The sequence below is a fragment of the Saccharospirillum salsuginis genome (assembly GCF_014651855.1).
GTDB lineage: Bacteria > Pseudomonadota > Gammaproteobacteria > Pseudomonadales > Natronospirillaceae > Saccharospirillum > Saccharospirillum salsuginis.
This window is the reverse complement of the sequence record NZ_BMXR01000011.1, coordinates 84,681-98,914: the sequence shown is the minus strand read 5'-3', so window position 1 is coordinate 98,914 and position 14,234 is coordinate 84,681. Positions and strand designations below refer to the sequence as shown.

General features: G+C 62.7%; 14 protein-coding genes. 7 read left to right on the top strand and 7 right to left on the bottom strand.

All coding sequences use genetic code 11. From position 1 onward, the window contains the following. Positions 1-153 precede the first annotated feature (153 nt). Positions 154-1,050, top strand: coding sequence for a DMT family transporter (locus IE111_RS19440; protein ID WP_189611924.1), 897 nt, complete (start codon positions 154-156; stop codon positions 1,048-1,050). Here the strand turns inward: IE111_RS19440 and IE111_RS19435 are convergent. The 4 genes from IE111_RS19435 to IE111_RS19420 form a co-directional block, all read right to left on the bottom strand. Further along, positions 1,023-1,994 carry an arsenic resistance protein gene (locus IE111_RS19435; protein ID WP_229805447.1) on the bottom strand — a complete coding sequence of 324 codons (972 nt, stop codon included), beginning with the start codon at positions 1,992-1,994 and terminating at the stop codon, positions 1,023-1,025. The two genes, IE111_RS19440 and IE111_RS19435, sit on opposite strands and share 28 nt — an antisense overlap. Before the next feature lie 283 nt (positions 1,995-2,277). Continuing rightward, on the bottom strand, positions 2,278-2,616 hold the full coding sequence (locus tag IE111_RS19430) for a rhodanese-like domain-containing protein (RefSeq protein ID WP_189611922.1): 339 nt from the start codon (positions 2,614-2,616) through the stop codon (positions 2,278-2,280). Between the two features lie 81 nt (positions 2,617-2,697). Then, the gene (locus IE111_RS19425; RefSeq protein ID WP_189611921.1) at positions 2,698-3,756 is read right to left on the bottom strand and encodes an AI-2E family transporter; all 1,059 of its coding nucleotides are present in this window, start codon (positions 3,754-3,756) and stop codon (positions 2,698-2,700) included. A 68-nt stretch (positions 3,757-3,824) separates the two neighbouring features. Then, on the bottom strand, positions 3,825-4,175 hold the full coding sequence (locus IE111_RS19420) for a TraR/DksA family transcriptional regulator (protein WP_189611919.1): 351 nt from the start codon (positions 4,173-4,175) through the stop codon (positions 3,825-3,827). A gap of 125 nt (positions 4,176-4,300) precedes the next feature. Here IE111_RS19420 and IE111_RS19415 point away from each other — a divergent pair, with 125 nt between their 5' ends. The 4 genes from IE111_RS19415 to arsJ are packed head-to-tail and all read left to right on the top strand — an operon-like array spanning position 4,301 to position 8,025. Further along, positions 4,301-4,645 (top strand): metalloregulator ArsR/SmtB family transcription factor, encoded by a 345-nt coding sequence (locus IE111_RS19415; protein ID WP_189611917.1) that lies wholly within the window; start codon positions 4,301-4,303, stop codon positions 4,643-4,645. Positions 4,646-4,667: 22 nt separating this feature from the next. Continuing rightward, the gene (gene arsB, locus IE111_RS19410) at positions 4,668-5,720 is read left to right on the top strand and encodes an ACR3 family arsenite efflux transporter (RefSeq protein ID WP_189611915.1); all 1,053 of its coding nucleotides are present in this window, start codon (positions 4,668-4,670) and stop codon (positions 5,718-5,720) included. Positions 5,721-5,764: 44 nt separating this feature from the next. Then, positions 5,765-6,772: an ArsJ-associated glyceraldehyde-3-phosphate dehydrogenase gene (locus IE111_RS19405; RefSeq protein ID WP_189611913.1), complete on the top strand. Its 1,008-nt coding sequence runs from the start codon at positions 5,765-5,767 to the stop codon at positions 6,770-6,772. Next, positions 6,769-8,025, top strand: a complete 1,257-nt coding sequence (gene arsJ / locus IE111_RS19400; protein WP_189611912.1) for an organoarsenical effux MFS transporter ArsJ — start codon at positions 6,769-6,771, stop codon at positions 8,023-8,025. Before IE111_RS19405 ends, arsJ begins: the two co-directional genes overlap by 4 nt. Before the next feature lie 74 nt (positions 8,026-8,099). Here the strand turns inward: arsJ and IE111_RS19395 are convergent, their stop codons facing one another. Beyond that, positions 8,100-8,543 (bottom strand): hypothetical protein, encoded by a 444-nt coding sequence (locus IE111_RS19395; protein ID WP_189611910.1) that lies wholly within the window; start codon positions 8,541-8,543, stop codon positions 8,100-8,102. 453 nt (positions 8,544-8,996) lie between these two features. Beyond that, positions 8,997-9,872, bottom strand: a complete 876-nt coding sequence (locus tag IE111_RS19390; RefSeq protein ID WP_189611908.1) for an SDR family oxidoreductase — start codon at positions 9,870-9,872, stop codon at positions 8,997-8,999. 101 nt (positions 9,873-9,973) lie between these two features. Between IE111_RS19390 and IE111_RS19385 the strand changes: the two genes are divergently transcribed. Continuing rightward, complete coding sequence (locus tag IE111_RS19385) at positions 9,974-10,495, top strand: TetR/AcrR family transcriptional regulator (protein ID WP_189611906.1); 522 nt, start codon at positions 9,974-9,976, stop codon at positions 10,493-10,495. Between the two features lie 63 nt (positions 10,496-10,558). Beyond that, a complete protein-coding gene (locus IE111_RS19380) occupies positions 10,559-11,278 on the top strand; it encodes a hypothetical protein (protein WP_189611904.1) in 720 nt (239 codons plus the stop codon). Between the two features lie 621 nt (positions 11,279-11,899). On the opposite strand, the gene pbpC is transcribed toward IE111_RS19380, so the two are convergent. Next, complete coding sequence (gene pbpC, locus IE111_RS19375) at positions 11,900-14,230, bottom strand: penicillin-binding protein 1C (protein WP_189611902.1); 2,331 nt, start codon at positions 14,228-14,230, stop codon at positions 11,900-11,902. Positions 14,231-14,234: the final 4 nt, after the last annotated feature.

Here is a 14,234-nt window from a genome sequence, read left to right as displayed (position 1 = left end):
TGGCCATCGGCATGGTATCTTTCCAGCGGCAGATAACGCCCTTCGGGCCCGAGATGTCGGACCACTTCTGCCCTACAACCGCGATCACTACCCCATAGTCCGCACCGGCAAACATCGCTATAGTGCCAACAAACACCGACCGACGTTTGTTCTATGCCCACCATCCCCCGCTGGCGCCTGGCCGGCTACACCGTCCTGGCGCTGATCGCCTTCGCCGCCAATTCCGTGCTCTGCCGCCTGGCTCTGGGTGATCTGAGCATCGATGCGGCGTCCTTCACCGCCACCCGCCTGATTGCGGGCGGCCTGATGCTGCTGGTGCTGATGTCATTGAAGGAACGGCGCTTCAATGCCCGTACCTGGCTCAAGTCCGGCTCGATCAAGGGCGCGCTCTACCTGTTCGTTTATGCCGCCACCTTTTCCTTCGCCTACGTCCAGCTCGATACCGCCACCGGCGCCCTGATTCTGTTCGGCACCGTGCAATTGACCATGGTGCTGCTGAGTCTGTTTCGGGGGGAACGTATGGGAACACTGGAATGGATCGGTTTCGGCGTGGCGCTGGCCGGCTTTGTTTACCTGATTTTGCCTGGCCTGACGACGCCCTCGGTGACCGGCTTCGTGCTGATGATGGCCAGCGGGATCGCCTGGGGCCTGTACACCCTGAACGGCCGTGGCTCGCGCACGCCCATGCTCGACACCACCGGCAATTTCGTGCGCACCGCGCCCCTGGTTTTGCTTCTGTTTCTGCCTTTCATCGACGACATCCTGATCACCCCGACCGGGTTCTGGCTGGCCATTTCCAGCGGCGCCCTGGCCTCGGCGTTGGGCTACATCCTCTGGTACAGCGCCCTGCCCCACCTGACCGGCATTCAGGCGAGTGTCTACCAGCTCAGCGTGCCGCTGATCGCGGCACTGGGCGGGGTTGTGCTGGTGGGGGAAAGCCTGACCGCGCGACTCGGGGTCGCCACCCTGATGTTGCTGGGCGGCATCGGTTTGCTGTTATGGGGAAAACGCCGACAGGCCGCTCAGCCTGCGTCTTCAGGCTCCCGATAAAGGACGGACGGCACCAGACGGATGTAAAACAACTCGCCGACCAGCTCGACCAGGGTTTGAGTCACGACGACCGCCGGCACCACGGCCCAGGCGTCGGGCAACGCCAGGGCCAGCGGAAGTACCACCAGTGAATTGCGCGTCCCGGCGCTGAAGACCAGCCCTCGTCCCGCCCGTGTATCCAGTCGGTACGCCCGAGCGGTCAGCCGGGAGAGGACAGGCATGACCACCAGGAAAGCCACATAAATCGGTACGGCCCGGATCACGACCGGAAAGAACGCCTCGATTCGCCCGATCTGGGAGATCACGACCAGAAACAGCGTGAGCGCCATGAAGGGCACGGGTAGCCAGGCGGTGTTTTCCAGCCAGACCGCTCCCGTACGTTGACGCCGAGCCCAGAACTCCGTGGCCAGGGCCAGGCCCAGAGGTACGACGATGAGCGTGAGAAAGGCGTTCAGAAACGGCCCCGCGCTCATCACCTGTGTCGCCTCCCCACCCATGAAGAGCCACAGATACAGGGGCAACAGCAGCATCTGGACGAACAGCAGCAGCGGCGTTGAGGCCAGTACGAGCCGGGCGTCGCCCCGCCCCAGATGCGTAAAGACGATGACGTAGTCGATGCAAGGCGTCAGCAGTACCAGATAGACACCGAGCAGGAGTGGCGGTTGCTGGGGCAACAGGCGTGACAGCAACCAGACAACCAAAGGGACGATGAGGAAATTGACGGTCAGCAGGGCGGCAGTGAAGCGTCGATTCGCGAAAGCCGCGCGCAGCTGCAGAAACGGAATCTGGGTGAACATGCTGTAGAGCAGAATGGCGAGTACCGGTGAAATCAACCACTCGAGACGTGCGCCCAATCCCGCCGACCACAGTCCGAATACCGCCCCGAGCATCAAGGCCACGCCATAGATCCAAATCTGATGTTCTTCCAATTGCTCTCGGGTCAACTGCGTCTCCTAATTCAGGTTACGGAGTCTGAATCGAGCTGGGAGGCTGCCTGAGAACAGCCGGTAGGTTGGCACGACAACAAGCCCCTGAGGCGGGGGTAGCCCTCCCAGGGGATGTGGGCAGCAGGGCGGTCCGACGCTTCGGTGCTGCCGTCAAGCCCCCATGGACGGGTCGAGTGGGCGGCATCCCGCGCGGCCCCAGGGAGGGCTGCTCCCGCCTCCGGGGCGAACCCAGCCACGAAACCGATAGCCACCGCCTCCCAGCCAAATCGAACTCCGAAACTCAAAGCTCTCCGTCGCCTTCCAGCGGCAAGCCGGCCTCACGCCAGTCGGCCTTGCCCTCGTGATAGTCCCGAACCTTGCGGTAGCCCAGCCGGCGCAGACGATCGGCCGAGCGTTGCGAGCGCTTGCACGGCCCATTACCGCAATAGACGACAATGTCGGCGTCTTTGTCCGGCAGGCGTTTCGGAGCCTGCTCGACAATGTCGTCGGACATGATGTGGATGGCGCCGGGAAGGTGGGACTTGCGATAGGCTTCCGGGGGCAGCGTATCGATCAGCACGAAGTCGTCACCGCGGTCGAGTTTGCGCTTAAGGTCGTCGCGTGAAATGAATGCCTCCATGGTAGCCTCCTCTCGTATCGATGGTGGCGAAAAGGCGAACCGGCTCTCCCTGCCGTCGAGCACTCAGCCGATCCTTGTCAGTCAGTATGGTGACGATTGTTCGTCGTTAAACTCGATCATGAAGATGTCCCAGAAGGTCAGGAACAGGGCGGCGACCAGCGGGCCCAGCACGAAGCCATTGATGCCCATCAGGGCGATGCCGCCGAGTGTCGAGAACAGGACGAGGTAGTCCGGCAGTTTGGTGTCGCGGCCGACCAGGATCGGTCGCAGGATGTTGTCCGCCAGACCGATGACCAGCACACCGAACAACAGCAGGACGGTGCCCGGAATCCAACTGCCGACGGCGAACAGATAGATCGCCGCCGGCCCCCAGACCAGGGCCGCGCCCACGGCCGGAATCAGCGACAAAACGGCCATCAGTACGCCCCACAGCAGCGCCGCCGGCAACCCCAGTATCCAGAAAATGATGCCGCCCAGCGCACCCTGGACAATCGCGACCAGGATATTGCCCTTGACCGTCGCCCGGGTCACTTCCGCGAACTTGTCGAACAGGCGGTGCTCGCGCTCATCACCCAGCGGTAAGGCCTTGACCATCAATTCCACCAGAGAGTGGCCGTCGCGCAGCAGAAAGAACGACAGATACAGCATCAGGCAGAGGCTCAGCACAAATCCGACGGTATTCTGGCCCACCGTCAGGGTTTCCTGGGCCAGGAAACGACTGGCGGTGACGGCGAAATTCGACAGCCGTTCGCGCATATTGTCGGTGTCGACGCCGATGCGATCGAGGAATTCCGGAATGACCGGGAAGGCGGCACGAATCTGGTCGAGATAGGCTCCGGGCGTGATTTCACCCTGTTGTATGGCCTGGTAGAGGCCAATCGCCTCACTCACCACCTGCTGCACGATCAGAATCACCGGCATCACCACAATCAACACGCAGCACAGCAGGGTGGTCAGAGCGGCCAGATTGCGCCGGTTGCCGAATTTGCGCAGAAAGAAGTTCTGCAGGGGGTAGAAAATCACCGCCACGGCCGCCGCCCAGAAGATGGCGCCCCAAAAGGGTTTCAGCAGCAATCCAAACGCGATGGACACCAACAACAGCAGCAATAGAAAGGAGCGGTTTTCCAGTTTTTGTCGCATTCCATTTTCCCTCAGAGTGACGGCGAGAGCTTACAGCAAATCGAGGGAAAAGATAAAAGACCGGTTTCTCAGTTACCGGCTTCGGACTCGCACCGGATGCACCGCAGGGCTGTCGGGTTGAGCTCCAGCCGGCGGGGATTGATGACTTCATCGCAGTCCACGCAGTAGCCGTAATGGCCGTCCCGGCACCGCTCCAGTGCAGCCTTCAATCGTGTGATCTCAAGCTTCGCCCGGGCCGCGCGATCCTTGGCCAGGGCCTGTTGTTGCATTGCGTCCATCCGGGACAGCCGGCCGGTGCTGGTCTGGTCCAGTTTCACCACGCCGGTGGAGTCGGCCCGCGTCTCTTCCAGTTGCAGCCACTCGTCCAGTTGCTGGTTCAGCACCTGCTCGAAGTGCGCGATATCGAGTTCGTCCGTCATGATAGACCTTCTTCAGAAACTTGCGCTCAAGCGATGCGTCCCATGATCCCCAAACGGTTGCTTGTGGTCCAGCCATAACATACGATTAACCATATATACGGTTTTCCATATATAAAGGAACCACCATGACCCCGCTTCAATTCTATAAATGCCTGGCCGACGACACCCGTCTGCGCAGCCTGTTGCTGCTGGAAGCGCACGGTGAACTCTGCGTCTGTGAACTGATGGCGGCACTGGAAGAAAGCCAACCCAAGGTATCGCGTCATTTGGCTCAATTGCGGGAATGCGGCCTGCTGGTCGGGGAACGCGACGGGCAGTGGGTGTTTTACCGCCTTGCCCCGGACCTGCCGGAGTGGTGCAAGACGGTTTTGGTCGATACCCGCACCGCCAACGAGGATTGGATTCGTACCGACTCCGAACGACTGAACGCCATGGGCGACCGCCCGGAACGGGTCGCCCGCTGCTGCTGAACTCCGATAAAGGACACGTACCATGGGAACTTTCGAACGTTTTCTGTCCCTCTGGGTGGCCCTTGCCATCTTATTGGGCATCACGCTGGGCCAGGGGTTGCCCCAGGTTTTCGAGTGGGTAGCCGCGATGGAAGTCGCCCGGGTCAACCTGGTCATCGCCGTATTCATCTGGCTGATGATCTACCCGATGATGGTGCAGATCGATTTCACCGCGCTGCGCCAGGTCGGGCAGCAGCCGAAAGGGTTGTTGCTGACGCTGACCGTGAATTGGCTAATCAAGCCCTTCACCATGGCGGCATTGGGCTGGCTGTTTTTCCGGGTGGTATTCGCGCCCTGGGTACCGGCTCTGGACGCCACCGAGTACATCGCCGGCATGATCCTGCTCGGTGTCGCGCCCTGCACCGCCATGGTGTTTGTCTGGAGCCAGCTCACACGCGGCGATGCGAACTACACTTTGGTGCAGGTCTCGATCAACGACATCATCATGGTGTTCGCCTTCGCACCGATCGCCGCCTTCCTGCTTGGTGTGAGCGACATCCAGATACCCTGGCAAACCCTGACCCTGTCGGTTCTGCTGTATGTGGTCCTGCCCTTGATCGCCGGCATCCTGACCCGCCGGTATCTGATGCGCCGCCGCGGCGAAGGCGGGGTGAACCGGTTCCTGGCGAAGGCAAAACCGGTCTCGGTGCTCGGCCTGTTGGCGACCGTGGTCCTGTTGTTCGCGCTGCAATCGTCCACCTTGCTGCAACAACCGCTGATCATCGGTCTGATCGCGGTCCCGCTGCTGATTCAAAGCTACGGCATCTTTCTGTTGGCTTATCTCGCAGCCTGGTGGCTTCGCCTGCCGCATCGTATCGCGGCCCCGGCCTGCCTGATCGGCACCTCCAACTTTTTCGAACTGGCCGTCGCCGTGGCCATTTCCCTGTTCGGACTGCATTCCGGTGCGGCCCTGGCCACCGTGGTCGGTGTGCTGGTCGAGGTACCGGTCATGCTGTCGCTGGTGAAACTGGCCAATCGATGGCAACCGGCGCTCGATGCCCGGGCCGAGACTGTCATGGCCGCGCAACACGACTGACATAATCTACCCATCATTCACCGTATTCATTGGGAGCCCAAGACATGACCCTGAAAATCGGCATCAACGGCTTTGGCCGCATCGGCCGTCTCGCATTGCGCGCCGCCTGGAGCTGGCCGGACGTCGAGTTCGTCCACATCAATGACCCTGCCGGCGATGCCGAGACCCTGGCGCACCTGCTGACCTTCGATTCTGTGCATGGCACCTGGTCGCAGTCCGTCGAGGCGGACGAAGGCGCCATTCGCATCGGCGACCACTGCGTGACCGTGACCCGGAATACGGCCATCGCCGACACCGACTGGTCCGGCTGCGATGTCGTCATCGAGGCGTCCGGCAAGATGCGCAAAACGGAGCTGTTGCAGGGCTATCTCGATCAGGGCGTGAAGCGCGTCGTGGTCACCGCGCCGGTCAAGGATGCGGGCGTGTTGAACGTGGTCATGGGCGTCAACGACGCCCTGTTCGACCCGGCCGAGCATCGCATCGTCACCGCCGCATCCTGCACCACCAACTGTCTGGCACCGGTGGTCAAGGTGATTCACGAGCAACTGGGCATCCGTCATGGCTCGATGACCACCATTCACGACCTGACCAACACCCAGACCATTCTCGACGCACCGCACAAGGACCTGCGCCGGGCGCGCGCCTGCGGCACCAGCCTGATCCCGACCACGACCGGTTCGGCCACGGCCATCACCGAGATCTTTCCGGAGTTGAAGGGACGATTGAACGGCCACGCTGTACGGGTCCCGCTGGCCAATGCGTCGTTGACCGATTGCGTGTTCGAAGTCGAACGCCCGACCACGGCCGAGGACGTCAACCGGATGCTGAAGACGGCCGCCGAAGGCGAACTCGCCGGCATTCTCGGCTATGAGGAACGCCCGCTGGTCTCGATCGATTACAAGACCGACCCGCGCTCAAGCATCATCGATGCCCTCTCCACCCTGGTCGTCAACGACACTCAGGTGAAACTCTATGCCTGGTACGACAACGAATGGGGCTACGCCAACCGCACCGTTGAGCTGGCCCGCAAGGTAGGGCTCGCCGACCAATGAACCGATTGCGCGCCCTGCCCCGCGAGGTCCGCCAGTACCTGCTGGTCACCGGCAATTATTGGGCCTTCACGCTGACCGACGGCGCCCTGCGCATGCTGGTGGTGCTGCATTTTCACACCCTTGGCTACAGCCCGTTGGACATCGCCATGCTGTTTCTCTTTTACGAGTTTTTCGGTGTGGTGACCAACCTGGTCGGTGGCTGGCTCGGTGCGCATCTGGGCCTGAACCGGACGATGAATATGGGTCTGGCGTTGCAGATCGGCGCGCTCGGCATGCTGCTTGTGCCGGCGGCCTGGCTGACGGTGCCCTGGGTCATGGCGGCCCAGGCCCTGTCCGGCATCGCCAAGGACCTGAACAAGATGAGCGCCAAGAGCTCGATCAAGCTGCTGGTACCGGATGACGCCCAGAGCACGCTGTACCACTGGGTGGCGGTGCTGACCGGTTCCAAAAACGCCCTGAAGGGCGTCGGCTTTTTCATGGGCGGGGCCTTGCTGGCCTGGCTGGGTTTCCGGGGCGCGGTCGGCGCCATGGCGTTCGGGTTGGTCCTGGTCTTTATCGGCAGTCTGATCTTCCTGACCCAGGACCTGGGGCGCGCCAAAAACAAGCCGAAGTTCCGGCAGATGTTTTCCAAAAGCCGGACCATCAATGTGCTCTCGGCCGCACGGCTGTTCCTGTTCGGGTCCCGGGATGTCTGGTTCGTCGTCGCATTGCCGGTGTTTCTGAGCCAGTCGTTCGGCTGGAGTCATCTGGAAGTCGGCGCTTTTCTCGCCAGTTGGGTGATCGGCTACGGCATCGTACAGTCCATCGCGCCTCGCTTTACCGGCAAGCGCAGCGGTCGGGTGCCGGGTCGGGGCACGACGGTTGCCTGGGTGGCCGTGCTGGCGTTGGTGCCGCTCGGCATCGCCTTCGGGTTGAGCCGGTATCCGACACCGGGGCTCGCCGAGCAGGCGATCCTGATTGGCGGCTTGCTGGTGTTCGGTGCCCTGTTCGCGGTCAACTCATCGCTGCACAGTTATTTGATCGTCCGCCATGCCCAGGCCGATGGTGTCTCGCTCGACGTCGGCTTCTATTACATGGCCAACGCCATGGGGCGGCTGATCGGCACGGTCCTGTCCGGTTGGTTGTTTCAGGTGTACGGGCTGGTCGTCTGTCTGGTCGTATCCAGTCTGTTTCTGGCGCTGGCGGCCCTGCTGTCGTTGGCGCTGCGGGATACCGATAGGTCGACGTTGCGCCAGGGGGACGTTCGTTCCTGATTCGGGTTTTAGCCGGTCGGGGAGGCGGAAGCGTTATTTCGGGCCTGGCTGGCGCCGGGCCCGAGAAGATTCGTTCAAACAGCCGATTGCAGGAAGCGCAGTTCGTCGACGAACCGCTCGCTGTGGATGATCAGTTGGCAGAGCACGTCCTGTTCGTCTTCGCTCCAGTCGAGTTCGGTCGCTTCGGTGACTTCGGTGCGCCACTGCTCTTCGGCTTCGATCAGCCGCAGAATCAGTGACCCTTCGCTCTGCACTCTGGATTTGACCCAGTCGGTGATGGCGTGCACCAGTGCGCGCTCTTCGTTGCCAGCCTTGGGCAGATCGCCCCGGGCACGCTCCATGGCTTCAACCCGTTCCAGCATGTCCCGGCGCTTTTCGACCACCTGGTTCAACAGGGCTTCGGTCGGTGTCGACACGACTTCCTGCTCGACCAGGTCCCGGTAGCGTTCCAGCAGTTCCCATCCGTGAGCATGAATACCCGCCAACGCTGCCGTGTAATCATCTCGTATGATCGACATACAGGGCCTCCCCTCATGATAGGAACGGTCCAACCGCGATGATTCCGACCGTTCAGTTGATGGTTTAGTGACGGCAAACCGGGGAAATTAAAGGGGAGGACGTGTAAAGCCAGTTCCAAACCAGAGTTGAGTGTGCCTGAACCCGCACTGGCTGCCGGGTCTACCTATTCGGGGTCGCCGTGAACCCATCCATGGGGGCTTGACGGCCGCCGTCCTGGCGGCCGACATCCCCGAATAGGTAGACCCGGCAGCCAGAGCTAGCCCTATGAGACTCTCACAATCCCTAAGTAGAAAAGAACTCTCACTGTCAGTCCGGTCAAGTGACTGTATAGCAGTTTCAGAAAAAGCAGCGGCAGAAACCAGGGCAGCAAAGGGGTCGGGGTGAGCCAGAAGGGTTCGAGAATTACCAGGGTGCTGATCAATGCCAGTGCCGTCGGGCGTTTCAGGTGGGTGTCATTGGGTTACCTCTGTATTCTTGTTCGGTTCGACGGCCTCTTGAAAGGCGTCGGCCAATCGATTCCGGCCGAACCGGGGCGACACCATGGTCTGGCCCGCCGCGCCGACGAAGAATTCGACCGGTCCGTAGACAGTGACCGGGGTGAACCAGCGCAGCAGTCGCACCAGGGCGCGCAGCAGTCCGAGCGGGATACGGCCAAATCGGGGGGTTTTGCCCAATGCTTTGAAGGCGAGCTCGCCGATTTCCCGCTGGGTCAGGACCTCGGGGCCGCCGCAATCGACTTCCTTCTCCCCGTTTTCGCAGGCATCGCAGCAGACCCGGGCCAGATCGACGCCGGAGATCGGGTTGATGCGGACATCGCCCCGCCCCACCAGCCAGACCCGGCCCCGTCGGGCCATGTCGAGGAAGACCATCAGGTCGCTGAAATAGCCGTTCGGCCGGATGATCGTGGCCGCCAGCGGCGAGGCTTCCAGCGCATCCACGAACGCTTCCTTGGCGCCGACCAGTGCCTGGTGGCGCAACGCCCGGCCGTTGAAGACGGAGACATAGCAGAAACGCCGGACAGACGCCGCCACGGCCAGGCGCAGCAGGTTCAGATTGGCCTGGTAGTCGACCTGCCGGTAGGTCAGGCCGTCCCGCGGGCGGGTGATGCCGAGACTGGAATAAACGATGTCGATGCCGTCCATCAACCCGGTCAGCGTATCGACGTCGGTCGCCTGCCCCCGAAACACATCGTCGGCCTGGTCCTCAAGCGCTCCCAATCGGGACCCCGGCCGCGCCAGAACCCGAACCCAATGGCCACGTGCCTTCAGCTCCGCCACCAGATGGCGCCCGAGATAGCCTGTGGCACCGGCCACCAATACCCTCGACATGGCTCGCCTCCTTTTTATAGTCCAATTGGTCGATAATAGTGAAACCTTGCCGGCTCCGGGTCAAGGTTTTATAGTCCGGCTGGTCTAAATAGGGTGATACCATGCCGAAAATAGTCGATCACGATCAGTACCGCCGGGAACTGGCGCAAAAGGCTGTCGCGCTGTTCAGCGAACACGGATACCGGGGCCTGGGCATGCGCCGCATCGCCGAGGAACTGGGTCTGTCCAAAAGCGCCCTGTACCACTACTTCCCCAGCAAGGAGGCCCTGTTCGCGGCCTGTACCGATGAAGTCACCCGCTTCGAGCCTTCCGGGACCGAGGACGGCGCCCTGGCGGACCTGATGCGGACATTCGAGTCACTGGAACCGGGAATGGTCGGGGAACTGTCCCTGCTGCTGGACTATCTGCGCGGCAAATCGCCGACCGAGGTGGCCGAGGACCCGACCATGCGACTGGCCAACCGGCGCTACCGTGAACGGGTCGCCGCGGCCGTGGGCGAGGCCAACGCCACGCCGGTACTGTGCCTGTTGCTGGGCACCCTGCTGCAACGCTGGCTGGACGGAGGCACCACATCCTTCGACGAGATCGAGCGCTGGTTGAATGAACATTTGGTTGAAAAATAAACAGGCCGGCATAACATCAATGTACAAACCCTATTCGCGAGCGCTCACAGAGAGGTGATCGTCATGCCCATTGATGTAACGGGAGCCGCCAACAGCATCCTGCCGTTCAACCGGCAGGATCCACGGCCCGTCGATGCGCCCCAGACCCGTACCGTACCGCCCAATGCCGAGACACCGGCGCAGCCGGATGTCGAGGTCAACACCGCCCTCGGTCGGCGCGAAGCCGCCAACCGGGCGCTGGTTGACGAGGCGTCCAATCTGGGCGCTCAGGCCCAGGATAACCGGGAACTGATCGGCCGCTTGCAGACCGAACGCGACCGGGTCGCGGGCGGCGAGGATCAGGGCCTGTCCGATACCGAACGCCAGACGCTGGAGGAAGAGCGCGGCCGCCTGACCGAAGATACCTTCGCGGCGTTGCGCCGCATCCGTGAGAATGCGCTGGAGGACCCGTTCGGTACGGGCAATTTCGATGCGGGTGCGCTGCCCGACGACGGTTTCTTCGTACGTGATCCGTCCCAGACGCTGGACAACCTGGACAGCGCCGTCAGCGCGCTGGAACGTCAGACCGAACTCATCGACAACCAGGTCGGTGAGCTTCAGGAGGCGTTCAATTCCGATCGGGATAACCGTCTCAGTGATGGCAATACGCCGATCGTCGACGATGAAGAAGCGTTTCAGGCCGCCGCCGAGCTGGAACAGCAGATTCGCGAAGAAGCCCCGTTCGACATTAACGGCCTGTCACAGCAGGACCGTAGTATTGTACTGGGTGCTCTCCAGACCTAACGCATTGGTCTAGTTTCGTGCCCTGAGAGAGTGAGGTGCCCCGGTGTGGGGGTGCCCACTTCCACTGTAATGCCTATGGCCCGCGCCGGGTGTGGGGGGAGGCTTCCTCGGGGTCGCCGTTAACCCATCCATGGGGGCTTGACCTCGGCATCAATGCCTCGCACATCCCCGATGAAGCCTCCCCCCACGCCCAGCGCTCACTCTGGAAATGCTGTAGCAAGCTCCACGTCACAGGTAGGTTGGATTAGGTCCGCAGGGCCGTAATCCAACAACAGTTGACCTCTTTCAATTGTTCATTTCCTGCCTTGTTAACGCCTTACGTTGGATTACGATCCTTCGGATCTACCGAACCGTCGGACCGATCCAACCTACTGTCCCAGGCGATATTTAATTTTGTTCGTGCAGGTTTGTCCTTTTTTTGAAGTGATTCGGTAGCAAGTGCCGGGTGTGGGGGTAGGCCCCAGCGGGGGTGTGCGAGGCATGGATGCCGAGGTCAAGCCTACATGGATGTATTCACGGCGACCCCGATGGGGCCTACCCCCACACCCGGCACGGACGACTGGCAAAAAAACCTACCCGGCCACCATGGCCAAGCCACATCCCCAACCAATGCCACAACCATCAAGGCCGTTCGACGACGAATTCGACCCGGTCGCCCTGGCCGCTTTGGTCGGTGACGCTCAGTTGATGGTGACCGGGTTCGGGCATGGCGAGGGTCAGTGTGGCGCTCCGTTCATCGAGTAGCTTTCCATCCAGAAACCAGTACCAGTCCGGTTGTCCGCCGACCGCTCGGACCTCCAGGCGTGGCGTCGCCTGGGTGGTGGCGTGCTGTTTGATGTGGAAACCGTCGGTCAGCCCCTGAATGCGCACCGGTGTGGGCGTGAGCAGGCCCTCGGTGCGCTGACAGCGCGGGTCGAGGTCGGGCAGGCGCTCGAACGTGCGCCAGTCACGAGGGATCCACCCCTGCAGCGGGTCGGGCCAGAGCGGAATCCGGCGTGGCTCGGTGGCGTCCAGACACCCCAGGGTGGTGCGCAGGCCGCTGTCGCGAGCGACCGAATAGCGCAACCAGGGCCGGGCGTTTTGTCGGGGTTGACCCAGGGTGCTCATCAGCGTAGCCGGGGTCTGGTTATCGATCACCCAGGCCGTGCGGCGTTCGTCGCAGAGCTCGGCTTCCGGCTGGCCGGTGGGCCAGCAGATATCGCGGGCGGTGACACTGTCCGGGCGTTCGTGCGCACGGTGTTGGCCTCGCGGCATCCGCCCGGCCATGGCGCGCAGCAGCGGCACGGCGGTCAGCCGACCGAAGTGACCGGTCATGGCCGCGTTGTCGGGTTGGCCGACCCAGACTCCCAGAGTGTGATGGTCGGTGACGGCCAGCGCCCAGGTATCGCGGTAGGCGGAACTGGTGCCGGTCTTGATCGCCAGTGGCTCGCCGTTGTGCTCACGGCGGTCGCCCTGCAACAGCATGTCGCGGACGATCCAGCTGCTGGCCGGCGTCAGCAGGGGTTTGCGGATCACCGGTTCGGTGGGCGTCAGGCGCGGCAGCAGCACTTCCCCTTCGTTGCCGAGCGCGCTGTACAGTGCGACCAGATGTTCCAGATCGGTGGAGACGCCGCCGAGTGCCAGCGCCAGACTGGGACCGGCGCCGGCCGGCAGACGAAGACCGGCACCGGCGCTTTGCAGCCGGGCGTAGAAGGTGCGCGGGTCGAGCTGTTCGAGCACCTGGACCGCCGGCAGGTTCAGGGATTGCTGGAGCGCGACGGTGGCACTGACCGCGCCACTGAACCCACGTCGGAAGTTCAGCGGTCGGTAGTCGCCGAACATCAACGGCACATCCATCAGCAGGCTTTCGCTGTGGATCAGGCCCTGGTCCAGCGCCAGGCCGTAAACGAAGGGCTTGAGCGTCGAACCGGGCGAGCGGTCGGCTTGGACCATGTCGACGTGACCGAACCTTGCGGCATCGAGAAAGTCCGCCGAACCGACGTAGGCGACGACCCGGCCGGTGCCGTGCTCCATGGCCAGCATGGCGATGGACGCGCCGGCCGGCAATTGTTGGCGGGCGTCCCGGGCCAGTTGTTCCAGTGCCAATTGCAGGTCCCGATCGATGAAGGTATCGAGCCGCGCGAGCCCGGGTGAGCGTTCACTTAACCGCCGCGCCAGCAGCGGTGCCAATTGTGGGGTGTCGGGCGGGTCGGCCAGAACCGCTTCCTGTTCGGCCCGGGCGCGCTCATCGGCCGTCAGCACACCATAGGTTTCCAGCCGCTCCAACACCTTGTCCCGTTGCTGTCGCGCCCGTTCCGGGTGGCGGTCCGGTCGATAGAAACTCGGTGCCTGCGGCAGGCCGGCGAGCAGGGCCGCCTGGGCATCGGTCAGCCAGTCCGCCGAGTGGCCGAAATAGCCCCGGCTGGCGGTTTCCACGCCTTCCAGGGTGCCGCCGAAGGGGGCGTGGTTCAGGTAGTAGTCGAGGATCTCGGTCTTGGAGTAGTGCCAGTCGATCTGCAGTGCCCGCACCAGTTGCACCAGCTTACCGGCAAGCCCCCGGCCACCGGGATAGCGTAGCCGGGCGACCTGCATGGTCAGCGTGGAACCGCCGGAGACGATCTCGCCATGGCGCAGCCACTGGCCGAAGGCCCGCACCAGGGAGAACGGATTGACGCCGGGATGGTGGTAAAACCAGCGATCTTCGTAGGTCAGCAGGGCGTCCAGGTAATTCGGCGAGACCCGGTCGACGTCGGTCGGGTAGCGCCAGACACCGCGTTCATCGGCGAAACGACGCAGGGGTTCGCCCTGTGCATCCAGCACCACCTGGGCACCGGGGCGGGGGTCGAGGTCGACCGGAAACAACCGGTCCACCACGACCAGCGTCGCCAGGCCCACCACAACCAGGGCCACCGAACCGGACAGCCAGGGACCGGTCCGGTTCAGGTTTCGCCAGCGGCGCCACACTCCCGCCATTGTT